Source organism: Ornithinibacillus contaminans (assembly GCF_001038425.2).
Taxonomy (GTDB): Bacteria; Bacillota; Bacilli; order Bacillales; family Amphibacillaceae; genus Ornithinibacillus; species Ornithinibacillus contaminans.
In genome coordinates this window covers 97,213-123,530 of record NZ_LDPV02000052.1, presented here as the reverse complement: position 1 = coordinate 123,530, position 26,318 = coordinate 97,213, and the positions used below count along the sequence as shown (strand labels likewise).

Sequence of the window (26,318 nt, the reverse complement as noted above, 5' to 3'; positions counted from 1 at the left end):
CAGAGAAAACCATTGGAAAGTTTATGAAAGAATTTAGAGGCGATTAAATCAATGAAATATCAATTATAACAGAAATAATGCATCATTTCAGAGCAATTTTAAAATTATATAATAATCATACTATACGGTATTTTCTAGGGGATGTAATCTAAAAAAACACCCCAAAAAGTTAGAATTATTTCGTCTAACTTTTTGGGGTGTACATCATTCCGAAGTCTTTTATTGTTCATGACTATTGAGTGAATTGAAAACAATTAACCTTCTAATAATAAATCATATGGATCTTCCAGTAATTGTTTTACACGAACTAAGAACTGAACTGCTTCTTTTCCATCAACAATTCGATGGTCATATGATAATGCTAAATACATCATTGGACGAACTTCGATGGAATCATCTGGCATTGCTACTGGACGTTTAATGATATTATGCATTCCTAAGATACCAACCTGTGGTGCATTTAAGATTGGTGTAGAAAGCATCGAACCAAACGTACCACCATTAGTAATGGTGAATGTTCCACCTTGAAGATCATTTAATCCTAATTGCTTATCTCGCGCCTTTTTACCAAGGTTAGCAATTTCACGTTCTACCCCAGCAAAGTCTAGTCTGTCAGCATCACGAACAACAGGAACAACTAATCCTTCATCTGTGGATACAGCGATACCAATATCATAGTATTTTTTAATTAAAAGGTCAGTGCCTTGAATTTCAGCATTTAATAATGGGAAATCCTTCAATGCTCCAACAACTGCTTTTGTGAAGAATGACATGAAACCAAGCTTCACACCATTTTTCTCAAGGAATTTATCCTTTCTTTCACTACGAAGCTTCATTACATTTGTTAAATCTACTTCATTGAAAGTTGTTAGCATCGCAGCTGTTTGTTGCGCTTCCACTAAACGGCTAGCAATCGTTTGACGACGACGCGACATTTTCACTCGCTCTACCGGCTTATAGTAATCTGCCGTATCAGTTGTCTTCGGTGCAGCTTGTTGCTTCACAGGCTGTGACTGTTTTGGTGCACTTGCAGCTGCTTCGACATCCTCAGGGCGAATACGTCCTAATGGGTCGCGCACACTAACAGTACTAAGATCAATATTCAGTTCACGAGCACGTTTTCTAGCAGCAGGCGATGCAATGACATCATGTTTAGACTGTGATGCTTCTGCAGTTTTTGGTGCTTCTTCTGCTTTTGGTTCAGCTTTAGGAGCTTCCTCTTTCGTTGCAGGCTCTGGTGCTTTCTCAGCAGTAGGTTCCACAGCTGCGCCACCCTCTTCGCTAACTTTTGCAATAACGTCGCCAACAACAACGTCTTCGCCTTCTTCACGAACGATTTCAGTAAGAAAACCAGATACCTCTGCATTAACTTCAACATTAACTTTATCGGTTTCTAATTCTACTACTGGGTCACCCTTTTCTACCTTATCCCCAATTTTCACTAACCACTCGGCAATTGTTCCTTCTGTAATTGATTCTGCAAGTTCAGGTACTTTAATTTCTTTCACTGGAATCTCCTCCTAAGGTCGGGTTAATTGCTTGTTGCACAATATTCTCTTGCTCTGTTTTATGAACATTTGGATCACCAACAGCTGGTGCTGCACGATCCGGACGTCCAATATAACGTAATGTTTGCCCAGGTTTTAATACAGAACGTAAATAGTCATCCACAAAGTTCCATGCTCCCATATTTTTTGGTTCTTCTTGAACCCATACTATCTCTTCAAGATTTGGAAGTTCAGTTAATACTTTTTCCAACTCTTTTTTAGGGAATGGATAAATTTGCTCTAATCGAAGTGCACGTAGAAAATCAAACTTTTCATCTGAATTAATGATTGCTTCTTCAATGTCTACCATCACTTTTCCAGATCCGATTAGTAATCGCTTTGCATTTTTCTTACTAACCTTTAAGTTCGGTTGATTGCGTAGTGCTTCGAATTTTCCATCTGTAAATTCCTTGGCTTCAGAGGCAATACGTTGGTTCCGTAACAAGCTACTCTTAGGTGTCATTAATACTAACGGACGCGCTTCTTCCTTATCTCGTAATGCTGCTTGTCTGCGAATTAAATGGAAGAATTGCGCTGATGACGTCACATACGCTACTATCCAGTTATTCTCTGCAGCCATCTGTAGGAAGCGTTCCAGTCTAGCACTGGAATGCTCAGGTCCTTGCCCCTCATATCCGTGTGGAAGAAGTAATACCATATTGGATTTTTCTCCCCATTTTGCACGTGCTGCTGAAATGAATTGGTCAAATACGACTTGTGCAGCATTCGCAAAATCGCCAAATTGTGCTTCCCATAACACAAGTGTATTAGGTGCTTGAACACTATAACCATATTCAAAGCCTAACACGCCAGCTTCTGATAATGGACTATTTCGCACGTCAAAGGAAGCAGTTGCTCCTAGACCATGCATAATACAATATTTTTCATTTGTGACGGCATCATTTAACACAACATGTCGATGAGCAAACGTACCACGTTCTGAATCTTGACCAGTCAAACGAATCGGAATTCCGTCTTTTAAAATAGAGGCATATGCTAATGCTTCCCCAGCACCCCAATCGACCGTATTCCCTTCATTCAATGCCTCTTGACGACGCTTAAATACTCTAGAAAGCTTTTTATTTTCCTGGAAACCATCTGGGCGCTTAAATAAGCCTTCATTTAGTTCCGTTAATGCTTCCCTCGATATTTTTGTTTCATATTTTTCTAGATCTATGTTTAGTGCTTGTGGCATGTCCTTACATTCTGCCTTTTGAATATCCGTTTCCTTCATGCCTTCATACACTGTTTTCAGATTTTCTTCGATAGTTGCCTTCATCGTTTCAAACTCTTCAGGTGTGATAACACCTTTTGCTACTAATTCATTAGCGTATACATTCGCAGCCGTTGGATGATTGTCAATTTGGCTATATAGCTTCGGTTGAGTAACCCTTGGTTCATCCATTTCATTATGGCCATAACGACGATAACCTACTAAATCTATTAAAATATCCTTATGGAATTTCATACGGTAATCATACGCAATCTTAATAGCTGAAACGCATGCAACTGGATCATCCGCATTAACATGGATTACTGGGATTTCAAACCCTTTCGCAAGGTCACTTGCATAACGAGTGGAACGCCCATCCTGCTGATCCGTTGTATATCCAAGTAGGTTATTTGCGATAATATGCAATGTCCCACCAGTTGTATAACCAGGTAAGTTTGCCAGGTTTAACGTTTCCGCAACAACACCTTCTCCGATAAAAGCTGCATCTCCGTGAATTAACACTGGAATCGCTTTTAAAACATCTTGTTTCGGAGCTCCACCTTCAAATCGATTATCCTGTGCTGCACGTGCAAATCCTTCTACAACCGGATTAACAAATTCTAAATGTGACGGGTTATGTGCAAGTGTGATACGGATTTTTGTTTCTTCTCCATCCTTCACATCTCGAACAGCACCAAAGTGATATTTGACATCTCCAGTCCAGCCATAATTAATCCCTCTTGAACCTTCTGAGGGCATTAATTCCTTATTCGGGGAATGGTGGAATTCTGAAAAGATTTTATCAATTGGTTTGCCTAATACATGCGCTAGCACACTCAATCTACCACGGTGCGCCATCCCCATCATTATATTTTCAACTTTATCTTCGACTGCATGCTTGACGATATGATCAAGCATTGGAACCATCGCTTCTAGCCCCTCGATAGAAAAGCGCTTTTGTCCTACGAATGTTTTTTGTAAAAATCCTTCAAACCCCTCTACATTCGCAAGTCGATCTAGAAGTTGCTTCTTTTCATCATCTGACAAATTCAAACGTGCTTTACCTGATTCAATATAATCTGCTAACCAATCTCGCTCTGCATCACTATCTACATGGTCATATTCAAATGTAATGGTACCTGTGTAGTATTTTCGCAACTCTCGCACAACGTCAAGTGCGTTGTCTACTCCAACAGGTGCCTTTTCCCACACCCATGATGCAGGTATTTCTTTTAAGTCTGCTTCTGTTAATCCATATTTTTGTGGATGTAATAATTCTGATTTTCTTTCTTCATAAACGCTAACTGGGTAAATATCAGCCTCCAAATGTCCGAAACGACGAATAGCCTCAACCAATTTCACTGTTGAGGTAATCTTTTTGACATCATTAACGGAAGTGTTTGGAGAACTTTCGCTTATTCCATTAGTTGAACGACTCAACCAAGTAGGAGCGCCATGTTGATCAAATAATTGTCGTAATGATTGATCAACTGCTTGAGGGTCCTCTTTGTATTGTTCATACTGTTCTTCAACATACCCCATGTTAGGACCATGAAACTCTCCCCAGAATCCTTGTGAAGATTCATCATTTTGTGCCACGTCTTATACCCCCATTAGAAGTTAACTTTCTCCGCATGTAAACGGTTTTTTAACACAGTTCTAATTATAGAACTGTGAAGATACTTCATCAACTAATATACCCTATTTTAATATGGGAAACAATATATGTTATGCGCATTATTATAGAATTGTATCGAATTAACAATTTAATGAATTTTCAATCTTAATAACATCAATTTGATACACGAATCATAGTTCACATTCATTCATTAATTCGCTATAATAAAGACAACATGATCGAGTATACGCATACATATCGATTACATAAAGGAGGATACCACTATGAAATTAGCACTTATTCTAGGTGTGACCATCACATTCCTTGTCGCTATATTTACTGCTGGCTACGATGCTAAACCAGGAGTACCAAAGAAAAATCAATAAACTAAACAATGCAAGCGCCTGAAGCTAGACATCATAAAAAACGTCATTCGCATAATCGCGAATGACGTTTTTTGTTAAGACAAATTAGGAAACCCTTGCTGCCTTAATGCCTCATAAAGGATGATAGCAGCGGTATTTGATAAATTTAACGACCTTACCTTATCATTCATATGAATGCGTAAGCAATGATCTTCTTTTCCAACTAATAGATCCTTAGGAATACCAGTCGTTTCTTTCCCAAACACAAAAAATATGTCTTCTTCTGGATTACTAAAATCATAATCTGTATAATGCTTCGTACCGAAATTTTCAATATAATAAAAAATCCCATTTGGATACTCATCATATAGCATATGGATGGAATCATGCTCTTGAATGTCAACATTCTCCCAATAATCCAGCCCCGCACGGCGTACCATCTTATCATCCGTAGAAAATCCAAGTGGATGAATGAGATGAAGCGTTGTATCGGTTGCCAAACATGTTCTGCCAATATTACCGGTATTTGCTGGGATTTCTGGTTCATATAATACAACATGTAAACTCACACTTCATATCTCCTTGCTATTATAAATCCTTAAAATAACTCTATCATTATAGCACTATTCGCCTATCCGGAAAAACTTGTATGCTATATTTGGTGTCCATGCGGAGGAATCCTCATAGGACCAATATCGTAGCCTGCTATTTTGGGTATGTGCATTTACTAACGGCATTCCATCTATGTCCTTCGCTACAACAATAGTATTATGATTCCATCTACCATCGCCTTCAAAATCATAACAAATTATATCGCCAAGTGAAAGTTCTTCAGGTGAATCGACTTCGGTGCCTTTTAGTCCGTGTGTTGACCCACTTAAAAACCATCTCAAGGAGTGTGCTACCGCCCAGCTATAACTCCAATTATCTTGCTGGTACCACCAGCCTTGATTTCGATTAGGTGTCCCGCGCATTGGTGCACCACCAGCCCGCAAACATTGCGAAACATAATTTGTACAATCCACTTCAAACGTACGGTAGGCGGGATTATAGCTGTTCCACCATCTCTCTGCATACTGAACAGCCGCCAAGCGATCATAGGAAAAACGCATAGCTCGATCCGATTGCTCATTTTCTAGTTCTAACTTCTCGTAAGGTTCATTCGACCAGCTAACTTCTACTGGCCTATGTTCCTCTATTTTGCCGTCTTCCCATCGAAATTGATAGGGCACAATTTCTTCTTCAAGGTAGAAATAATCACCCTGCTTCAGCAGCATGGACAAATGAAGCTGATAATATATTTTTTCCGACTGATCATACCTAATCCGATGAAAGATATATCCTCTACCGTTAACACGAACTACTGATACATCCCTACGTGCTAATAAGTCTTTCTTGCGTTTCCACCACTCACTCTCAGCACCACCCGATTTAATAAGCTCTATCCAAAACTTTTTTAACGGTTCCATATACATCCCCTCCATTAGGATATATATGGAGGGAATGCGTGTCTAAGGCATGAATTATTTTCTTTTACTTTTTAAGAAGTTTGTACGTTTTTAAATGCTAAACCTTTTTCCATTTCAAAAAGAACATCTTCGTCTTTTTCCTTTTCCATAGCAACCGAAATCGCTTCATACGCTTCTTCTGTTCCTATTTTCCCTAAAGACCATGCAGCTGTTCCGCGAATAACTGGACGAGGATCGCTATTCATAATTGCAATCAGCTCCTCCACTGCCGTCTTATCTTTGTAATGGCCCAGTCCAATAATCGCATTTCGTTGAATTGGCTTTTTACCACGCCAAGCGCCAGAGATATGGCCAAAAGTTTCCTTGAATTCACGGTTGGACATTGTAAGCATTGGAATTAATTTCGGTTTCGCAATGTCATCCTCGGGTTCAAATTCTGGATGAATGTGAAAATCAACCTGCTTATTTTTCGGGCAAACGAGTTGGCATGTATCACAGCCATAGACCCGGTTACCTATTTTCGTACGAAATTCGTCTGGCAAAAAGTCTTTTGTCTGGGTTAAAAATGCGATACAACGGTTTGCATTTAATTGTCCGCCTTGGACTAAGGCACCTGTTGGACATGCATCAATACATTTCCTGCATTCCCCGCAACCATCCTCAACAGGAGTGTCTGGAACAAATGGGATATTCGTAATTAACTCACCCAGATAAACAAACGATCCGTATTCTTCGGTGATGAGTAATGTATTTTTACCGGTGAATCCGATGCCAGCACGTTCTGCCACAGCACGATCAGACAACTCACCTGTATCAACCATCACTTTCGTAACCGCATCAGCCACTTGCTCTTGAATAAACCGTTCCAATTTCTTTAAACGATCTCGTAAAACATCATGGTAATCCATTCCCCAAGAAGCTCGACAGAAGAAACCTCTCCGCTCTTCTTTAGTACTTCTTGGTGCACCCTTCATTCTTGATGGGTAGGCAACTGCAATTGAAATTATCGACTGTGCTTCTGGAAGTAATCGTCTCGGTTCCGTTCGCTCTTCATTAGTTCCCTTTTCAAACCCTGATTGATAACCTAGTTCTTGCTGCCGTTTTAATCGTTCCTTTAACTCACTAAACACATCAGCCGTTGTAAAACCAATCTTATCAATACCAATTTCTTTTGAATATGCAATAATGGCTTGCTTTAACTCACTTGTATTCATATGCAGCACCTCCCTTCTTCTAGCTAATAGTTTCTTATACGATACTATTTACAAATTGATTTGTTAAGCAATCTTAATTATTCGGAATAGGGTTATCATGAAGGATTATAATTTGGAGATTAGAAAAAGTAAAAACGCAACGCTTCGTAAGTTTTTACGAAACACTGCGTTAGGACATATGTATGGAGCGGGTGAAGGGAATCGAACCCTCGACATTAGCTTGGAAGGCTAGAGTTTTACCATTAAACTACACCCGCATGTTAATTAGAAATTTTATTTAGTTTTCATTCACGCAAAGTCATGCCCCTGCGTCTACTAGCATTTTCGAAGAAGTTGAATTCCTCGAGGCAACTCGTTGGTTATTCGGTGGATGTATCGCTCGTGGCTAGAGTTTTACCATTAAACTACACCCGCATGTTAATTAGAAATTTTATTTAGTTTTCATTCACGCAAAGTCATGCCCCTGCGTCTACTAGTATTTTCGAAGAAGTTGAATTTCTCGGGGCAACTCGTTGGTTATTCAGTGGATGTATCGCTCGTGGCTAGAGTTTTACCATTAAACTACACCCGCATTTTTTTAATGCAAAATTTATTATAGCAAGAACTTCTGATACATGCAAGAGGAAATATTACATTTTCCAACAAAAAATTACATTTTCATTTCCTTTTACCAATAAGATCTAATTAAGTAGCTACTTCTAGCTTATTCCATATGGATTCAGCATGATACTAGGACTATTAACTCATTTTAACTATGGCGAATATTATATAAAAACAACCATTTACAAGGCAACTTGGAAGTAATAAAATAATCATATTAACAAGGGGGCGATTTAGCTTGTCAATGTATCCAGTAATCCTATCACAAACAAAATTTATTCATCGTGATAGTCTAACCTTTCCAATTGAAGAGCGTGCTCTACAATTTGGTGATGGAATTTATGAAGTTATTCGTATTTACAAAGGTAAGTATTATTTATTAGACGAGCATGTAGATAGACTATTCAGATCCACTGAAGCCATAAAAATAAAACTCTTGTTTACAAAAAAAGAATTTAAAAATCTGCTTCATGAATTATTGAAGCGTAATGAAATGACGGAAGACGGCAAATTATATATGCAAGTGTCAAGAGGATCTGCTCCTAGAGATCATGTATTTCCAAAGGATGTGGACCCAAATATTTATGCATATGTTCAAACACAGCCTCGTAATCTAGTAACATTAAAAAACGGCGTTAGCGTTATAACACATCGCGATATTCGCTGGGAAAATTGCTTTATCAAAAGCCTGAATTTATTACCAAATGTTATGGCAAAACAAGAAGCAAAGGAGCAAAATTGCTATGAAGCAATACTCCATCGTGACGGACGTGTAACAGAATGTTCTTCCGCTAATGTATATCTTGTAAAAGACGGAAAAATTTATACACACCCAACGACGAATAATATCTTACATGGATGTGTCCGGATGGCCGTTGAACGATTTGTTCAAGAGTTAGGAATCCCGCTAATCGAAGAAGCCTTTACATTAGAAGATATTAATGAGGCTGATGAGTTATTCTTAACAAGCAGCACCTCCGAGGTTACACCAATTGTGACTGTCGATGGTCTTGCTATTAACAACGGAGAACCAGGTAACATAACAAGACAATTACAAGTAGCGTATGAAAAAGACGCTAATATCGTTGAAAACCTTATTGAAAACTACGCATAGAACGGAGTATCCCACAACAGATGGGATACTTCTTTTCATAGACTTTATTCAGAATATTAAATCATTAAAAGAGTTGGAGGTATTTATGAAGAAGATTACGATTCTAGGTAATCCTGGAGCTGGAAAATCGACTCTTGCCATGCAATTAGGTCATTTACTAGATATTCCTGTCTACCATATGGATGCAATCTATTGGAAACCCGGATGGAAAGCAATAGATGAAGCTGAGCTAATTTCGCAACATGATGAGATTTTAAAACAAGACAGTTGGATAATTGAAGGCAATTATAGTGTTACACTACCAAAACGTTTAGAGGATGCCGATACCGTTATTTTTTTACATTACACAACAATCAAATGTCTTTATGGCATAATCAAGCGACGAATTCAATATCATAATAAGACAAGACCTGATATTGGGAAGGGTTGTCCAGAACGGCTAAATCTTGAATTCATTCTTTGGACCAAAAATTATAATAAAAATAAGGTACCAAAACTGTATCAAAAACTATTAAAAACAACCAACACCGACATACATATTTTTAGATACAGAAAACAATTAACTACATATCTAGAAAGCCTTAGACAAAATCAAGTAATCTAGTAATTCTAATTGCTTCGTATCTCGAAATAGTTTAGAATAAAAACAAGTTTGAAAATTCTACTTACGATTATTGGAGGTTATTAAATGGCTAAACGCGCAATTACAGCAGAAGACTTTATGAAGCTTGAAATACTTAGTGATCCGCAACTTTCACCGGACGGATCAACATACGCATACGTTTCCACTACTGTAAATGATAAGAAGGAATACGAATCTAATCTGTTAGTGCAAAAGCTAGACAATCATTCAACAAAACAATGGACATTTGGCCATGATAAGAACGGTAGTCCCCGCTTCTCACCGGATGGAAGCACAATCGTCTTCCAATCCAACCGTAGCGGTGTTCCACAATTATGGATACTCCCTACTGATGGTGGTGAAGCAAAGCAGCTCACTACGTTCAAATATGGTGCAGTAAATCCATTCTGGTCCAAGGACGGGAAGTTTATAATCTTTACCGCTTCATTAGAACAAGACGACGATGTAACGAACCAGAATGAATTATCCAAAGAAGAGCGCCAAAAAGAGCATGATGAAAAAAGCAAACAACCTTTAATCGTAAAAAATTTGCGATATAAATCAGATGCACAAGGATTCCTTGATAATAAAAAATCTCAAATTATTCTTTACGATATCGAGAAAGAGACCTTTACCCAAGTAACGAGGGGCAATCATCACCATGCTTACCAGGATATTTCTCCAGATGGTACAACCATCCTATTTGCCGGTAATTTAAGTGAAGATGCAGATTATGAAATCAAAAATGATGTCTATACGTTAAATATAGCGACCAAAGAAATAACTAAGCTAACCGATGGAGAAGGGACGTATTATACAGCTCGCTTTTCTCCAAGTGGTACTAAAATTGCCTTTTTAGGGAATAAGCAACAATTTGCAAATGCAACACTTACTGAACTTTATATTTATGACAGTGAGACGAAAGAGACAATCTGTTTAAGTGAAAATTGGGATTTCCAGTTAGGAGATTTAATTGCCGGAGATTCTCGCCTAGGATCCTCTGAAACTGGCCCTATTTGGTCAAAAGACGAAAATCGTCTGTTTTTCATTGGCTCTGATCATGGCGCAACCAATCTCTACGAGGCTAACTTACAAGGTGAATTAACCGAACGTTATAACGTAGACAGTCATGTATTTGGGTTCTCGTATAATCCTGCTAACGATTCATTTGTTATTGGTGTTAGCAAAACTACTGACCCTTGTAATTTCTATTTACTTGATGCAGATTCACAAGAAAAACAATTAACCGATACGAACAAAGCATTTCTAGAAGAGGTTGCTATTAATAAACCAGAAAGTATTTCCTTTAAAGCAAAAGACGGTTGGGATGTGCATGGCTGGTTACTTCGTCCAATTGGATTTGAAGAAGGAAAGAAATACCCATTAGTCCTTGAAGTACACGGTGGACCACACACCATGTATGGACAAACCTTCTTCCATGAGATGCAGCTACTTGCCGCTAAAGGTTATGTTGTTTTATATACAAATCCTCGCGGTAGCCATGGTTATGGTCAAAGCTTTGTTGATGCATGCCGCCATGATTATGGTGGTAGTGATTATACAGACCTTATGACGGCAGTTGACTATGCATTAGAAACCTATGACTTTATTGATGAAAATCGCTTAGGCGTTACAGGTGGTAGCTATGGTGGATTCATGACGAACTGGATTGTCGGTCATACAAACCGCTTCAAAGCGGCTGTAACACAGCGTTCGATTAGTAACTGGTTAAGCTTCTATGGCGTTAGCGACATTGGCTACTTCTTTAATAAAATGCAGCATGGCTCTAATCTACTGGAAGATCCCGAAGCTTTATGGGATATTTCACCATTAAAATATGCTGATCAAGTAGAGACACCATTATTAATTTTACATGGCGAACTCGATTATCGCTGTCCAATTGAACAAGGTGAACAATTCTATGTAGCATTAAAGCATTTAAAAAAGGAAGTTGAATTTGTACGTTTCCCTGGTGCGAATCATGAACTTAGCCGTAGCGGAAAACCAGAAATGCGTGTAGAACGGTTAAATCATATTTGCAGATGGTTTGAAAGCTATTTGTAAAAGTACAACAAAAAGCTGACGTGTATATCATTATACGTCAGCTTTTTATGATTATTTCATAAAACTTTCCTCTAAAAATGTATTCAATACTTCCTTATACGTTTCCTCATCCATCACAAACGATTCCCCGTGGTTCGCTCCGTCAAATATAACGATCTCCGCCTTGCTTTTTGTATTTTCATAGAGCTCACGTGACATATCAGTTGGCACAAATGAATCCTGGTTACCATGTATATAAAGAATAGGTACTTCTGCTTTTTTTACCTGTTCAAGTGCTGATGCTTCAGATAACGAATACCCTGCTTTCGCCTTGGTCACCATACTGGTCGTTTGGATAACAGGAAATGCTGGAAGATGGAACATTCTCGTAATCTGGTACGTAAATAAATCTTGAACACTAGTATAAGGACTATCGGCAATGATTACCTTGACATTTTCCGGCAATTCTTCCCCACTAGTCATCAGTACAGTCGCAGCCCCCATCGATAAACCATGCAGTATAATTTCTGTATCCGGACCTAGCTTTTCAACTAACATATTGATCCAGTCTACATAATCTAAACGATCAGGCCAGCCAAAGCCTATGTAGTCCCCTTCACTCCTGCCATGACCACGTGCATCTGCTGTAAAAAAATTGTAGCCCAATTCCTCATAATAGTATTGACCAAATAATCCCATATCACTTCCACGTCCTAGGTAGCCATGTGCAGCGATTACCAGTTTATTCGTTGGTTCTTTAGCTTCCAAATAATAGCCTTGGAGATTCAACCCATCTCTTGAGGTCATTTCAATACTCTCAAATTCTTGGTTAGAAACCCAGTCACGCCAACCACCCTCCAGTAATACTTCCATTGTTTCGGCTGACACTTCCAGGTCTTTATTTCCTTGTAAGAAATCCTTTGGTCCTCGATTAATTGCCAGATCATAAAAATAAAAACTAGCAATAATATCTATGATTAATAGTATACTAATAACACCTGTTGAAATTTTCAGTATTCTCTTCACCTAATTATCCCCCTAAGATGGTAGCTCTCTCCTGTTGTATAATACTATTATACTAAAAATTTTCTTAAAAAATAGAAATATTTCGTTGGTATATATTTGAAAAACCACCATCTTACTTGATGGTGGCTTTTGACAAAACGATTACTTCTATCCGAAAAATTCCTATCTCCCTATTACGTAACTGACATACGTTTCTACACTATGCTATATATGTCTTCTCTCCATTAAGTGTATCCCTAGTCCCATCATGAGTACTCCAGATAATATTAAGATGCTAATAGGCACCAATAATTCGTTCATGGAGTAGCCATAAACAGTCGCGCCATGTAATACTTCCATTCCATACGTTAATGGATTTATTTTAGCTAGTGCTAATAACACATCCGACTCCACAATTTCTATCGGCCAATAAGCACCACCAATCATTGCCATACTAACTGAGATAATCGGAAGCACGGCATTAAATTGTTGAACAGTCTTCACAATTGCCGTAATTAAAATTGCCAGCGAAACGATGGAAAATACATATGGAATTAACAGCAATAACGTTTCTAGAAATCTCCCATAAAAATCAATACCAAAAACATATCGGAATATCAGGAATACGATGACTACCTGAATATAGCCAGTGATAAAGCTATAGATTAAGTTACCGACATACATTTCCCACTTTTTAACTGGTGATAATATAATCCGGTCCCAGATACCATCTCTTTTTTCTAAGAGAATGGATAATACATTATATGCGATTGTATAGATTACAAAAAACAATGAAAATCCAAACAAACGATGTAATGAATTATCATAGACAAAAGATCCCTCTCCTCGGAAACTTACCGCTTCTAGTCTAAAAGGTGGTGCACCCATTGCCTCATCAAAATCCTTTAAAAACGCTTGCTTATCCTCTGTAGATGTCGTATTGCTAGCTTCTAAAATTCGGTCCTTCCTCATGTCTTCCAGATAAACCTTTTGAATTGTCTGCCGGATTAGTCCTACATTAGGTGAATCGACACCAACGATTACCTGGAAATCATTTTCATGAAGAATAACGCCTACCTCTGCCTTTCCGGCAGAAACCTGCTCGTTAACCTCTTCTTCACTCATCCAATTAAACTCGAAAGCCGCTTCTTCTCCTAACGCTTTTCCTATAGCAGATGTTCTCATTGTATCCTCATCGCTATACACAGGAACGGGTAAGGTCGTCGTTCCCATACTGGAGCCTCCAAATATAAATGCGAATAATACGGACATTCCTGTAAAGATTATAAAGGTCCACGGCTCACGAATAAACTGCTTTATTTTCGAGAATAGAACTGCAATCATGTCGTCACACTCCTTTTAGGAAAACAAAGGGCTGCAATAATTACGGTAAATAATGCAAATGACGTCAAATAGATAAGGTGATTTCCTATCTCTGCAAAGCCATCTCCTCGTAAAATGGCGAGGTAAGCAGACATACCAGCTCCGTTTGGCGTCAGATTTCCAAGTTTTTGAATAAAAGAAGAGAAATCTCCTATTGGAAAAAAGCTACCTCCTAAGACCGATAACAATGTCACTAGAATACTACTAAAAAAGCCGGTAACCGTCTCACTATTAATCCGATAACTGATCGCAGATAACAATACCGCAATTCCTCCTACCGCCAACGAAAACGCTAGAGTTACAGCTAAGAACGCAGGTAAATCTGGCCAACTGATTCCAAATGCTATTCTAGAGAAGGTAAAAACGATTATCGACTGAATAAATGCAAAAATTGTACCAGACGCCAATATCCCACTATAGTACACCCAGTTTGGTACATTTCCCAAAATCACGCGATCGATGACATGAATACGTTTTTCTTCAAATGCAAAGGAACTAATGGAACCTGCAAGAAATAGCACATTCATAACAACCATCCCAATCGTATAGTACGCTTTAGCGCTTATCGGATCTTTTTCATTTATGGTTGTCATTTCCCCTGGTAGCATGCTTTCATCAATATTAAGAACACTTTCGTCCATATTATTTTTGGAAAGAAAATTACCTAAAGTTAATTGTTCTTGAAATTGGGTTAACACACTATCTACAATACTGGCACCAGCCTGGCTTGCCTCATTTTGCGTTATCGTTAACACCGGCTGGTCTTCATTTCCTAACACCATATTATTGAGGACAGCATACGTGAAGTTCGCTGGCACTTCAATAATCGATGTATAGGAATCATCCTGTATAATTTCATTTCGTTCTGAGGGCTCAACCTCATGCAGTTTTATAAAATTCTTTAACTCCTCATTGCCAAAAACCTGTTCTTTCAACAATTTTATTGGCATCATTTGTTCCGCTTCCGCCTGAATTTCCGCTACTGACTCCGCTGGAAGTTGCTCCGCCATGTCAGCTAAGAAACGATTAAGCTGCTCTTGTTCATCCTCATGCTCGATAAATGCTACCTTCAATTCGATAGGAGAACTCTCACTATTCATAAAGCTACCTAAAGCTGTCCCCAGAATGGTTACTAATATAATCGGTAATGCGATAAGTAAAAGGAGTTCCTGTGGATTTCTAAAGAAAAGCAAACCTTGTTTTTTTATAATTTGCCAAAGCATACGAATTCCCCCTAGTCTCTTAACGCTCTACCTGTTAGATGTAAGAATACATCCTCTAAGGTAGGCGTTTTGATATCTACAGAGGTCAATTCCACATTGGAGATATCTGCAATTCTCGTGATTTCCACAAACATATTCGCCTCTTTTGGCACAATAATTATGACTTCCTTATCCGCCACTGTTACATGTGAGACGAAGGGATTCTCCTTCAGTTCAGCAATAAAAGCCTCATTTAAGCGCTCCGTCCGAATTGAGACTGTTCTCTCTGAAGAAAGGATTTGTTTAATCTCATCCTTCGTACCTGAAGCAATCAAATTTCCTTTGTCCATGATATAAATTCTGTCACAAAGATACTCCACTTCTTCCATATAGTGACTTGTATAAAGGACCGTCACTTGTCGTTCTTCATTTAGTCGTTTGACTGTTTCCAAGATGTAGTTTCTTGACTGTGGATCTATACCGACAGTCGGTTCATCCATAATGATTATTTCTGGATCATGAAGCATCGCCACACCAATATTTAATCTCCGTTTCATACCACCGGAGAATTTCTTAACCACATCCTTGCGACGGTCGGATAGTCCGATGAGTTCTAGTACCTCATCCATTTTTTGCTTTAATTCTTTTCCACGGAGATTATAAATTCTTCCAAAAAAATGCAGATTTTCCTCAGCTGTTAAGTCCGTGTAAAGCGCAATTTCTTGTGGGACCATACCAACAACTCGGCGAAATGATGCAGGATTCTTAATAATACTTTTATTTTCAAAGCGCACATCACCACTTGTCGGTTCTACTAAGGAAGATAGCATCGAAATCGCTGTTGACTTACCAGCTCCATTTGGACCTAATAATCCAACTATTTCACCTTTTTCAATGTACATATTTAAATTTTTCACTGCTTCTACTTGTTTAAACTTTTTCGTTAAATTAACTAATTCAATCATCGAGTATCCCTCCCTCTTACAAAAGCTTACGCTAATCATTCGAAATATCCTACTATCTACAGTCATCAAATCGAGAAATACTTACATGACCTCCGTCACTTTTTGATGTCTAAGAACAAAAGCGCAAGCGCCCGCTAAGGGACGTACGGACTGGGACTGCGATTACTCGCCCCACCGAAAACATTTGGACTGATCCGTAGGAGATAAAGGAAACACGGCGACTGCAGGGAGCCGATGTTGACTTATCGTACGGAGGTGAAGGAAGTCAGATAGTCCCTGGGCGCTGGAGCTGGACGTAGCCGTTCAAATAACTTCAGTTATCCACAGTGTTTAATTTTATAATTTCCTAAACAATGAAAAAAATCCTGCCGAAGCAAGATTCTCCTTTTCAATCTGTAATGTCATGTTTAACCGCATAAATCGCAAGCTGTGTCCGATCACGTAATGCTGTCTTCTGTAATATTTGGGTTATATGATTTTTCACCGTACCGACCGATAAAAATAATTGATTAGCAATTTCCTTATTGGTTTTTCCTTCTCCCACTAATTTCGTAATCAATAATTCTCGAGGGGAAAGCGCAACTGTTACCGATGGTTTACTAGTATGCTGTAATAATTTAGGCATTACTTTTGCCGCCACTTCATCATGGAGTGTTAGCCCACCATGCATACAGCTGTATACCGCTTCAATCAGCTTAGTTGAATCCGCGGTTTTAAGTAAAAATCCATTAGCACCTTGTTTTAATGCTTCCACGGCATATTCATCATCGTTAAAAGTGGTAAGGATAAGTATTTTTATCGCTGGCCATCGTTTCTTGATAATTGTAGTTGCTTCTAGACCATTCATGATTGGCATTCGTACGTCCATCATCACAAAGTCAATTGCATACTTCTCCAGTACTGCGATTGCCTCAGCTCCATTGTTTGCTTCATGTGCTACCGTAATGTTTTTATCTTGTTCTAAAATTACTTTCAATCCTTGCCGAACAATTGCTTGGTCTTCCACTAACAAAACACGCCACATACACATCCCCCTAACTCGCCGGTATTATTCCTGTTACCTTGAATTGGTTCTCAGTTTGATAAACTTCTAACTTGCCGTCAACTTCTTCTACTCTTTTTTTCATATTGGTTAAACCAAATCCAAATTCAAACGCCTTCGCTTGAAAAATAGCATTGGTTATTTCTAACGTTACATCCCCAATCGCTGACTTACCAATTACAACCTGAACTTCTCTCGATTGGCCATGACGCATAGCGTTCGTTAATGCTTCCTGAATGACTCGGTATAATACGACACTATTCTCATTGGAAAGTGGAACAGATAGGACCCCTTGCTTCATCGTAAATTGGACAACCATATGGCTTTCCGCCTCTAATTTACGGATAAGATGAACCACTGTTGCAATTCCTTCGGTTTCTTCAGCTTGTAGCGCCTTTACTGCTTGTCTAGTCTCGTCTAAGCTTTCCTCTGCCATCACTTTCAATTCACGATATGCATCATTGTTAGCTTGTATCGCCAGCATTTCAAGCTTCATAATCAACGCCGTTAACCGGTGCCCTACGGAATCATGTATGTCACGTGCAATTCTATTTCGTTCTTCGACCCGAGCATCCTGTTCAACAAGAAGATTTACTCGCTTTAACTTCCGATATTCCCCAAGCAGCTGATCATAAAGTTCTTTTTGTTCAAAAACCACCGCTTGATACTGATGCATAGCAAGTATTAAATAGTAAAAAAACAGCATCAGAACAGTCATATCAATTATTCCCTGGTTTTGTAACACTGCTAGTAGTAATGTTAATGCCAAATTAATGATAGCATACCATTTTAGTTTTCCCTCATTCAATCGTAAGGAAGCAATAATAGTGAGATAGAGTAAGAGAATAATGGAATACAAATTCTCCCCCACAAAAACCAACCCATGAAAGAAAACCATACCGGATAGCGCAAAATACAAGAACAACGAAACTCGCCTTAACGATAGAAAGAAAAAGATACTAGCTGCTGCTGCGAAGCATAAAAAACTCATTCCTAAATTATTGCTATATTTATAAATCAAATAAGTCCATAGTATGACAAAAATACAGAATCGTAACCAGAAACGGTACATCCAACCCCTACTTTCCTTTTCACCATCAACATATTAATAAAGTAATACCTCATATTTTATCATACGGATTCATTTTCAATTAATTTCCCGAAATAAAGTGGTTCTATGACGTAGCAATTCTGGAACATGATATTTATTACAGGATATAAGATCATTTCAAATATAGTTACGAGCAGAAGTAGAAGTAATTGATATTTACACATTCATCCTATGATTGTAGGGTAGCCACTCAGGATTTTTCGGAGTCTGGAATTAAGTTCCCTGATTTGAAAGATACATTGGAACCGATGCTAAGCTTTTATTGAAGAAATAAAAATGATTCAAAACAAATATAATAAAAGTATCGCTTAAGCAGGGGCATAGATGGAGGAAAAATAAACTGATTCGATAGTCCCTTTTACAACGAGAATATTGAATTAGGCATTAGAATAGGTATTTCGCAGCAACAAACTAAATTCTATGAATATTGTACCATTTCACAATAATCTCGATACTTGACCCCCTAATTTGTAGTATAATCATGGTGACAGAAGTATAGGTTTTAGAATCGACTGACAGGATTGGAGTTAACGGCGGCTTCAAAAAATCCCCAGGAAAGGGGCTGAAGCTTGTGATTCCAATTGACAAGACGATCGAGTTAATGTTAATGTTCTCAACGCTCATATTGTTAGTTGTGAACTCCCGTGAAAAAAAGTAATCACCCTGTCTCTTACTAGGAACCAGGATAATTACCTTTTTCACCAAGAAAGGAAGTCGCCGAAGCCTATATAACTGTCCGAGTCGTAAGTCCACACTTACGACTCGCCTGCATGTATGAGGCTGACGACACTCCCAAAGTTTATTATACAGAATTGGATACACCACGCACAACACTTTTTCGAAAATTGCATCATTTTTCCTCTAGATATTTAACTATCACTTTCCAAGCATCTATTTTTTCAGCTAATGTTTTATTAAATCGCCCCGGAATCGGGCTAGTAGAAGGAAGCTTCAAGACTGTAATAGTCGATAAAACCTCTGTTTTATAATACTTCTTTAACGTGTTATATGATTTTGTCCCATTGCATACGATTAATCTAATTTTGGGATATTCACGTAGTAGACTCGGTATATCATTCGGTTCCTCACCATAAATGTTAGCATCCAAACTGCCCTCCCGATAACAAGCACCGATTGTATCCCATAATGCGATGTTCTTTTCCTTTATAAAAGCAATTTTAGCGTTATAATCATCGGGCACTTCTTCCTTAAACAAAGCGAAAAGGATTTTCCAAAAATGATTACGAGGATTCCCGTAATAGGCTTGTTGCTCTAACGACAGTACACTAGGCATTGATCCAAGTATAAGTACTTTTGATTCTGTTGTAATGATTGGCGGTAGACCAACAATTTTAACTGCCATTGTCCCATCTCCATTTCCTTGTTTATACGTCACCCTTACAGAACCTATATGCGTTTTCTCGCTGCTCTTGTGAATTCCACAGACCTAATTGTTCCAATACGGCAAGTGTAAATTCAGGAAATGCGGTTCCCTTTGCAGTTACAATGTTGCCGGAAACCTCTACCCGACCACCAGTATATTCTGCACCTTCAAATACATGCTTAAACGTATCATATGTAATTGGCGTACAGGTAAATATGCGCAATTTCAAAATCTGCATATTGTGGATATACAAAAAGTAAAACCTTCGTCATTACCTCACCCCACCATTTTATTCTCCCTTCATTATATACAAAACCGCCTAGATAAGAAGGAATAGTTAACAAATAGTACGATAAGTAGGCTCGCAACCAAACAACTCTCCGTGCCAGGAATAAACTAATTTATATAGGTTGGAGGTGATTGCTATTGATAACATTCCTTTTTTGTTAGCGGGACCAATTATAAGACGTGTCGAACCAAACCAAGTATATATCTGGATGACAACGAGTGAAAACGTTCAGGTGGAAGCACAATTCTTTCAAGTAAACGTAGATGTATCTATGCATTCTATTGAATATGAACCAATGGAGACAACTACAGAATCGAGTATGGTTCAAGCTGGCAAGAACTTATACATCTATCTTGTTAAAATAACACCTTACAGCAATAATTTTCCTACCGATTGTATGATTGGCTACAATCTGTTATTTAAGACAAGAGATGAAACCTTCCATTTAGGCGACCTTAATCTACTCGATAAAGAAAATCCTCACTCCATTGTATATGGTAATCTTTCCTATCCCACCTTCATCATTCAAGATAGCATTCCAGCAAACATTTTATATGGATCCTGCCAAAAGCCACATGGAAAGGATTCAAGTGTCATAACGGTTGCCGATGATTGGATAGAACAACACGCTTTCCTGGTAAATGAACGGCCAAACGCCTTGTTCTTTATGGGGGATCAAATTTATGCTGATGATGTTGCGGACTACATTTTTTACAAGCTATGGAAGCTTGCACAGCCTATTATTGACGAAGATGAACAAGGAATCCAAATCATTGAGCCTCGCCTAAAAACAGCACCCTTTCAACGTGGAATCGATCAAATCAATGGCAGGCAATATGTCATGAATACCTTTGCAAAATTCACTTCAAACCATGCGAGTAACCACTTAATACGTTTCAGTGAATATGCCATGATGTACTTAGTGACATTAGGGCCATCACTTTGGCAACAAGAAATAGACGGAAATTTAGAGATCCCAAGTTTTGAAGCCTTAGTCCAAGAGGATGCCTATTATGTGATGTATCCATCACGGAAAAAACGAAGACGAAAAAAAGAATTGAAGCAGCTTAAACAGAAATACGAGGAGCAACTTAAACAATTAAGAGACTTCATTCCGACTTTAGCTGGAATTCGAAGGGTATTGGCAAATACCCCAACCTATATGATATTTGATGACCATGACATCACCGACGATTGGAATATCTCATCTGAATGGATTGAAAATGTCCAAAACAAAAGACTTGGGAAGCATATCATCACAAATGGATTAACTGCCTATTGGCTTTTCCAAGGATGGGGAAACGATCCAGAAGCCTTTCGTACTAAATTAACTACCTTCACCGCTCAACTTAAATATCACAAGAAGTATTCCTACTTCCCTGATGAATGGACTATTCAACTACCGAACTATAGCAAGTGGACTTTCATTGCTCCAACTAAACCAAAGGCATTATTTCTCGACATTCGGACTTTAAGGCAATTTGATAGTAAGCCAAAACCGTTACGAATCGGCAAAATTTTTCATGAAGCAGCTAGAACTCCTCAACTAATTGGAAAAAGAGGCTGGAATATTGCCTACAAGACATTACGAACTAGCAATTGGAAAAAAGGAGACCCGATAATCGTCGTTTCACCTACCCCGTTATATGGACTTGGTATTATTGAATCGTTTCTAAAACGCTTCGTTTATCCACTGCGAGCAATCGGGCTACCAGTAAGCTATGCACTAGATTTTGAAGCGTGGAAATATAACGGAAGAGGATTTAATCGCTTTATTCAACAATTATTGAAATGGCAACCCGAGTTCTGTTACATCCTCTCTGGTGATGTTCATTACGCAAACGCTGTTCGTTCCACCGTATATGCAAATCATAACGAGCCAATTACGATTTATCAATTTACTAGTAGCCCGATTCATAATATGAGTTTTTCTGGTCTATGGGGTTTGTTGTTAAAATTCGTCGTATGGTTCAATTCGCTAACGAGGAAAAAACGAACCATCTACCGAACCTATGATGAAGAAAATAGCCTTACCTTTATCAAAAAATCGGATACTAATGGTAAACAATGTGACTGGCAGGAGCATATTAATTACCTTACTTCGACAACTGGTTCCATTATGCACACACAAAATAATATTGGACTTATAATGATTACGAGTGAATTCATCCAAAATAGACTTCTCAAGCATAATAGCGTGGCTACCTATCAGAGTTATCAAGAGAAAAAAAACGATAGTGATCAACTGTAACACTGATCACTACCGTTTTTTTAATAACCATAATATGGATCTGAAGAAAGGATTGCAAGACTTAGAATTAAAAAGAATAATAGAATAGCACCAAAAACAATCCCGATAATACTGGTAACTCTTCCAGCAACTGCAAGGCCTCTACCGCCTTGGCCAGTAACCGCAATCTCTTTAATACCCTTATTCGCTAATACAAGACCAATTATTCCAAGAATAATTCCAATATAAGGTACAATAACTGCTATGATTCCTAAAACTAATGACGCAACCGATTTTCCATTTGTCTCTTTTGTTTCCATTTTCATTCCCCCTATGTAGGACTTTTGGTGTACAATATCAAAAATATCAAAAAATGAGCAATCTGTATAGTAACTATTTTTAATAGATAAATTTTAGTATACTAATTAGTACTAGAACATTGTTTCAACGGAGGTACTTTGATGACACAAGAACTAATTCTAGCATCCACTTCTCCTCGGAGAAAAGAACTGTTAGAACAGGTTAATATTCCATTTTCAATTCGAAAACAAGATGTCGACGAATCACATATTCATCTTGGTAATCCTGCCAAAACAGTAGAACAGTTAGCAATCCTTAAAGGTAAGCAAACAGAAATTACCCGCCCAAACGAAGTCATTTTATCAGCCGATACCGTTGTTGCATTTAACGGCAATATTTTTGGTAAACCGAAAAATGATGAAGATGCTTTTACCATGCTAACTTCCTTAGGCGGAAACGTGCATGAGGTCTATACAGGCGTCATGATTCGTTCCCATCAACATGAAATATCTTTTGTGGAAAAAACACTTGTTGAATTCTGGCCATTAACAGAACAAGAAATCACCCAATACATACAGTCAAAAGAACCGTTTGATAAGGCTGGCGCATATGGCATTCAAGGCAAAGGAGCAGCATTGGTAAAAAGCTTAACCGGTGATTACTATACAGTTATGGGGCTCCCAATTTCACGGGTAATTCGTGAATTAAAGCAATTTGACATTTATCCAGCTTCCTGACTGGCTATTTTATTCAATGCTTGAAATGGAGAGTAAATCAATGCAACTACAAAACGAAAAAGACATTTACGATATCATCCAACAGGACACAACCATGATGGAGATCCTTAAAGCAGCCCATACGCTTGATCTACCTGATTGGTGGATCTGTGCTGGCTTTGTCCGTTCAAAAATTTGGGATGTTCTCCATGATTTTACCCAGCCCACAATAATCGATGATGTTGATTTGGTCTACTTTGATAAATTTACTACTGACGAAGCTATGGAAAAGGAATATGAGAATAGACTGAAACAGCTATTGCCTTCTGTTCCATGGTCGGTAAAAAACGAAGCCCGTATGCATCTAAGAAACGGAATCGATCCCTATACTAGTACAGTAGATGCCATTTCTAAATTTCCAGAAACGGTGACAGCATTAGGTGTAAAACTAATCAGAAATGGTGAATTACGTTTGACGGCTCCTCATGGTGTGGAGGATGTTCTAAACCTAACCGTTCGCCCTACTCCAGATTGCAAGTGTTCAGATGCCCAAATGAAAATTTACTATAAGCGAATAAAATCTAAAAACTGGAAAGCAACCTGGAATAAGGTAACCTATTTAGATGCCTAGAAAATTTTAACTAAGCAAAAGCACCGCCAATGGAAATTAGCGGTGCTTCTCTGCTATTCAAGTGCTTTATCAATAAACGATTGTAATCGTTGTTGAAATTCTTCTGTTTCAACTGTGTATGCCTTTGTATGACCAGCATTAGGGACAATCCATAATTCCTTTTCGCCACCTGCTGCGTCATATAATTCATAAGCCATTTCTGTTGGCACTAGCTCATCAGCGTCTCCATGAATAAGGAAAAGTGGACGCGTATTTTTCTTCACCTGCTCAACAGCAGAAGCTTCACCAAAGTAATAGCCAGCACGAACCTTCGTTATTACACTCGTTACATCAAGTAATGGAAACGATGGAAGATGATATAAATATTTCATTTGGTGCTTTAGTTCTTCCTTAACAGTTGTATAACTGCTGTCTGCAATAATCCCCTTCACTTCTGATGGGAGTTCCTCACCACTGGTCATTAATACAAGGGCAGCACCCATGGAATTTCCATGTAAAAGAATATCTTCTTCTCCATATTCCGCAATTAACAAGTCAATCCATTTTACATAATCAAGGCGGTCATGCCAGCCATAGCCAATATAGTCCCCTTCACTAGCACCATGACCTCTTGCATCAGGCATTAACACATCAAACCCCTGATCATAATAATACTTAACCAAATCATCCATATCATCATGTTTTCCTCTATAGCCATGCGCCAAGATTACTGCCTTACCTGAGCTTTCCTCATTTTTCAAAAACCCAGCCTTTAATGTCAAATCGTCATAAGACTGTATTTCTAGAATTTCTGGTTCTTGTGTTGCATACCATTCTTCCGCTTCTTCAATAATAGATAACGCCGTTTCACTCGCTTCAGCATTTACGGTTTCCGATTCACTGTGTAACTCGATATCAGTACCGCGTTTAATGCCTTCCCCATAAAAATAATTACCCGCTACCAGCAATCCAATGATCAGAATACCGATAACAATTCCTAAAATAATCATATGTTTCTTTTTCAATTGTTCTCCCCCTGGGCCTAAAAACATACTATCTTTACGTTAATTTAATAATATACTAGTTCTATTTCCTCATAAAGCGGAAACTATAAATTCCCCCACTCAAGGAATTCTAAGCGGTTGCCAAATGGATCGATTAGATAAAATCGATTAGCACCTGGTAAATTATCATCATCTGTATAAGCAACATTTTTCGAATCAAGATAAGCTCTCATCGCCTCAATATTGTTCACACGTATGGCAGGATGCGCCTTGTTAGCTGGATAAAACGGTTCTTCAACTCCAATATGAATGGCAACATTACCAGACTGGAACCAAACTCCACCACGCTTCTTTAAATTTGCTGGCTTCTCTACCTCGTTAAGTCCAAGCAAATCCCTGTAAAACAAGCGCGCATTCTCTTCTTCTCCCACTGGCGCTGCCAACTGCACATGATCAATCTTTTCATAATTAAAATTCATACAAACACCCCTCACCCATTGATACATTTATCATAATAGTTGAGAGTGATAATTAATAATACTATTTACCAATACTAGTTGAAAGGATTTGCTTATAAGGTAGGATCGTGCAGTTCGGTATCCCTACTGATGAGCGATGTTCTCGTATTTCGGGCGATAATTTATCATTACGAGCGATATTCCAGTACTTCGGGCGATATTTCCTCATTACGAGCGATATTCCCATATTTCGGGCGATGTTTCCCTATTACGAGCGATATTCCAGTACTTCGGGCGATATTTCCTCATTACGAGCGATAATCCCATATTTCGGGCGATGTTTCCCTATTACGAGCGATATTCCAGTACTTCGGGCGATGTTTCCTCATTACGAGCGATATTCCCGTATTTCGGGCTGATAATCTCCACTCCAGACTGGTTATATACTGATGTCCTAAATTACCTATTGTTACTCCTCACACATATCCACTAATTATTCTATCGCACAATAAAAATGGCCAGTCTCTCGAAAGAAACTGGCCTGTCATGTTAGTTATCAACAGCCACATATGCCGTATTTTGAATAAAAAGTTTTAAACCACCACTTCACCAAAGTGGGTGTTTGCAGAAACCTTCCTGCCTTCCGCTCATCCATGGCGGCACGGCATTAGAGTTTCAATGTAAAACTCCCTATTATCCAATTAGAGGTTAAAACTTAATTAAATACGTACATCGTAGCTTGTATCCTTATCATACATCGTTCGAACCTCAATAGCAATGTCAATGTCATCCAGTTTTGGAAAATAGGCAATTC

22 protein-coding genes, 1 tRNA gene and 1 other RNA gene are annotated in these 26,318 nt (G+C 38.4%); 6 read left to right on the top strand and 18 right to left on the bottom strand.

Going from position 1 to position 26,318, the window contains the following annotated elements:
* Positions 1-254: 254 nt before the first annotated feature.
* The 6 genes from odhB to JF53_RS15695 all read right to left on the bottom strand — a co-directional run bounded on the left by odhB (position 255) and on the right by JF53_RS15695 (position 7,683).
* Positions 255-1,508 carry a 2-oxoglutarate dehydrogenase complex dihydrolipoyllysine-residue succinyltransferase gene (odhB, locus tag JF53_RS15720; protein WP_047979833.1) on the bottom strand — a complete coding sequence of 418 codons (1,254 nt, stop codon included), beginning with the start codon at positions 1,506-1,508 and terminating at the stop codon, positions 255-257.
* Positions 1,495-4,359 (bottom strand): 2-oxoglutarate dehydrogenase E1 component, encoded by a 2,865-nt coding sequence (locus JF53_RS15715; RefSeq protein WP_047979832.1) that lies wholly within the window; start codon positions 4,357-4,359, stop codon positions 1,495-1,497. Before JF53_RS15715 ends, odhB begins: the two co-directional genes overlap by 14 nt.
* A gap of 479 nt (positions 4,360-4,838) precedes the next feature.
* Complete coding sequence (trmL, locus tag JF53_RS15710) at positions 4,839-5,312, bottom strand: tRNA (uridine(34)/cytosine(34)/5-carboxymethylaminomethyluridine(34)-2'-O)-methyltransferase TrmL (RefSeq protein ID WP_047979831.1); 474 nt, start codon at positions 5,310-5,312, stop codon at positions 4,839-4,841.
* Between the two features lie 54 nt (positions 5,313-5,366).
* The gene (locus tag JF53_RS15705; protein ID WP_047979830.1) at positions 5,367-6,212 is read right to left on the bottom strand and encodes an amidase domain-containing protein; all 846 of its coding nucleotides are present in this window, start codon (positions 6,210-6,212) and stop codon (positions 5,367-5,369) included.
* Between the two features lie 71 nt (positions 6,213-6,283).
* Positions 6,284-7,426 (bottom strand): tRNA epoxyqueuosine(34) reductase QueG, encoded by a 1,143-nt coding sequence (gene queG / locus JF53_RS15700; RefSeq protein ID WP_047979829.1) that lies wholly within the window; start codon positions 7,424-7,426, stop codon positions 6,284-6,286.
* Positions 7,427-7,609: 183 nt separating this feature from the next.
* Positions 7,610-7,683, bottom strand: a tRNA-Gly gene (locus JF53_RS15695).
* A gap of 581 nt (positions 7,684-8,264) precedes the next feature.
* Here JF53_RS15695 and dat point away from each other — a divergent pair.
* From dat to JF53_RS15680, 3 genes are all read left to right on the top strand, one after another.
* Positions 8,265-9,140, top strand: coding sequence for a D-amino-acid transaminase (gene dat, locus JF53_RS15690; RefSeq protein ID WP_047979828.1), 876 nt, complete (start codon positions 8,265-8,267; stop codon positions 9,138-9,140).
* Between the two features lie 85 nt (positions 9,141-9,225).
* On the top strand, positions 9,226-9,744 hold the full coding sequence (locus JF53_RS15685) for a P-loop NTPase family protein (protein WP_047979827.1): 519 nt from the start codon (positions 9,226-9,228) through the stop codon (positions 9,742-9,744).
* 84 nt (positions 9,745-9,828) lie between these two features.
* The gene (locus JF53_RS15680) at positions 9,829-11,826 is read left to right on the top strand and encodes a S9 family peptidase (protein WP_047979826.1); all 1,998 of its coding nucleotides are present in this window, start codon (positions 9,829-9,831) and stop codon (positions 11,824-11,826) included.
* Between the two features lie 51 nt (positions 11,827-11,877).
* On the opposite strand, the gene JF53_RS15675 is transcribed toward JF53_RS15680, so the two are convergent.
* The 8 genes from JF53_RS15675 to JF53_RS15640 form a co-directional block, all read right to left on the bottom strand.
* Positions 11,878-12,831 carry an alpha/beta hydrolase gene (locus tag JF53_RS15675; protein ID WP_047979825.1) on the bottom strand — a complete coding sequence of 318 codons (954 nt, stop codon included), beginning with the start codon at positions 12,829-12,831 and terminating at the stop codon, positions 11,878-11,880.
* A gap of 204 nt (positions 12,832-13,035) precedes the next feature.
* Positions 13,036-14,154, bottom strand: coding sequence for an ABC transporter permease (locus JF53_RS15670; protein WP_047979824.1), 1,119 nt, complete (start codon positions 14,152-14,154; stop codon positions 13,036-13,038).
* On the bottom strand, positions 14,151-15,416 hold the full coding sequence (locus JF53_RS15665) for an ABC transporter permease (protein WP_047979823.1): 1,266 nt from the start codon (positions 15,414-15,416) through the stop codon (positions 14,151-14,153). Before JF53_RS15665 ends, JF53_RS15670 begins: the two co-directional genes overlap by 4 nt.
* 11 nt (positions 15,417-15,427) lie before the next feature.
* A complete protein-coding gene (locus JF53_RS15660; protein ID WP_047979822.1) occupies positions 15,428-16,360 on the bottom strand; it encodes an ABC transporter ATP-binding protein in 933 nt (310 codons plus the stop codon).
* Between the two features lie 388 nt (positions 16,361-16,748).
* Positions 16,749-17,384 carry a response regulator transcription factor gene (locus tag JF53_RS15655; RefSeq protein WP_047979821.1) on the bottom strand — a complete coding sequence of 212 codons (636 nt, stop codon included), beginning with the start codon at positions 17,382-17,384 and terminating at the stop codon, positions 16,749-16,751.
* 10 nt (positions 17,385-17,394) lie between these two features.
* Positions 17,395-18,273 (bottom strand): sensor histidine kinase, encoded by an 879-nt coding sequence (locus JF53_RS15650; protein ID WP_236686964.1) that lies wholly within the window; start codon positions 18,271-18,273, stop codon positions 17,395-17,397.
* A 1,090-nt stretch (positions 18,274-19,363) separates the two neighbouring features.
* Positions 19,364-19,876, bottom strand: coding sequence for a DNA-deoxyinosine glycosylase (locus JF53_RS15645; RefSeq protein ID WP_047979819.1), 513 nt, complete (start codon positions 19,874-19,876; stop codon positions 19,364-19,366).
* A gap of 22 nt (positions 19,877-19,898) precedes the next feature.
* Positions 19,899-20,120: a type 1 glutamine amidotransferase family protein gene (locus tag JF53_RS15640; RefSeq protein ID WP_157052547.1), complete on the bottom strand. Its 222-nt coding sequence runs from the start codon at positions 20,118-20,120 to the stop codon at positions 19,899-19,901.
* 193 nt (positions 20,121-20,313) lie between these two features.
* On the opposite strand from JF53_RS15640, the gene JF53_RS15635 reads away from it, so the two are divergent.
* Complete coding sequence (locus JF53_RS15635; RefSeq protein WP_157052546.1) at positions 20,314-22,437, top strand: metallophosphoesterase family protein; 2,124 nt, start codon at positions 20,314-20,316, stop codon at positions 22,435-22,437.
* Between the two features lie 20 nt (positions 22,438-22,457).
* Here JF53_RS15635 and JF53_RS15630 read toward each other — a convergent pair whose 3' ends face one another.
* Positions 22,458-22,736 (bottom strand): DUF4190 domain-containing protein, encoded by a 279-nt coding sequence (locus tag JF53_RS15630; RefSeq protein ID WP_083443659.1) that lies wholly within the window; start codon positions 22,734-22,736, stop codon positions 22,458-22,460.
* A gap of 141 nt (positions 22,737-22,877) precedes the next feature.
* On the opposite strand from JF53_RS15630, the gene JF53_RS15625 reads away from it, so the two are divergent.
* Complete coding sequence (locus JF53_RS15625) at positions 22,878-23,453, top strand: Maf family protein (RefSeq protein WP_047979817.1); 576 nt, start codon at positions 22,878-22,880, stop codon at positions 23,451-23,453.
* A 40-nt stretch (positions 23,454-23,493) separates the two neighbouring features.
* Entirely contained in the window at positions 23,494-24,063 is a 570-nt protein-coding gene (locus JF53_RS15620) for a nucleotidyltransferase family protein (RefSeq protein ID WP_047979816.1), read from the top strand.
* Between the two features lie 53 nt (positions 24,064-24,116).
* Here the strand turns inward: JF53_RS15620 and JF53_RS15615 are convergent, their stop codons facing one another.
* The 3 genes from JF53_RS15615 to ssrS all read right to left on the bottom strand — a co-directional run bounded on the left by JF53_RS15615 (position 24,117) and on the right by ssrS (position 26,248).
* The gene (locus tag JF53_RS15615) at positions 24,117-25,067 is read right to left on the bottom strand and encodes an alpha/beta hydrolase (RefSeq protein ID WP_047979815.1); all 951 of its coding nucleotides are present in this window, start codon (positions 25,065-25,067) and stop codon (positions 24,117-24,119) included.
* Positions 25,068-25,150: 83 nt separating this feature from the next.
* Complete coding sequence (locus JF53_RS15610) at positions 25,151-25,525, bottom strand: VOC family protein (protein ID WP_047979814.1); 375 nt, start codon at positions 25,523-25,525, stop codon at positions 25,151-25,153.
* A 535-nt stretch (positions 25,526-26,060) separates the two neighbouring features.
* Positions 26,061-26,248: non-coding RNA, 6S RNA (gene ssrS / locus JF53_RS17105), on the bottom strand.
* Between the last annotated feature and the right edge of the window lie 70 nt (positions 26,249-26,318).

Coding starts and splice junctions, on each gene's coding strand:
- JF53_RS15705 (WP_047979830.1), bottom strand. CDS start 6,212: ATGGAACCGTTAAAAAAGTTTTGGATAGAGCTTATTAAATCGGGTGGT.
- queG (WP_047979829.1), bottom strand. CDS start 7,426: ATGAATACAAGTGAGTTAAAGCAAGCCATTATTGCATATTCAAAAGAA.
- JF53_RS15685 (WP_047979827.1), top strand. CDS start 9,226: ATGAAGAAGATTACGATTCTAGGTAATCCTGGAGCTGGAAAATCGACT.
- JF53_RS15680 (WP_047979826.1), top strand. CDS start 9,829: ATGGCTAAACGCGCAATTACAGCAGAAGACTTTATGAAGCTTGAAATA.
- JF53_RS15670 (WP_047979824.1), bottom strand. CDS start 14,154: ATGATTGCAGTTCTATTCTCGAAAATAAAGCAGTTTATTCGTGAGCCG.
- JF53_RS15665 (WP_047979823.1), bottom strand. CDS start 15,416: ATGCTTTGGCAAATTATAAAAAAACAAGGTTTGCTTTTCTTTAGAAAT.
- JF53_RS15660 (WP_047979822.1), bottom strand. CDS start 16,360: ATGATTGAATTAGTTAATTTAACGAAAAAGTTTAAACAAGTAGAAGCA.
- JF53_RS15655 (WP_047979821.1), bottom strand. CDS start 17,384: ATGTGGCGTGTTTTGTTAGTGGAAGACCAAGCAATTGTTCGGCAAGGA.
- JF53_RS15645 (WP_047979819.1), bottom strand. CDS start 19,876: ATGGCAGTTAAAATTGTTGGTCTACCGCCAATCATTACAACAGAATCA.
- JF53_RS15630 (WP_083443659.1), bottom strand. CDS start 22,736: ATGGAAACAAAAGAGACAAATGGAAAATCGGTTGCGTCATTAGTTTTA.
- JF53_RS15625 (WP_047979817.1), top strand. CDS start 22,878: ATGACACAAGAACTAATTCTAGCATCCACTTCTCCTCGGAGAAAAGAA.
- JF53_RS15620 (WP_047979816.1), top strand. CDS start 23,494: ATGCAACTACAAAACGAAAAAGACATTTACGATATCATCCAACAGGAC.
- JF53_RS15610 (WP_047979814.1), bottom strand. CDS start 25,525: ATGAATTTTAATTATGAAAAGATTGATCATGTGCAGTTGGCAGCGCCA.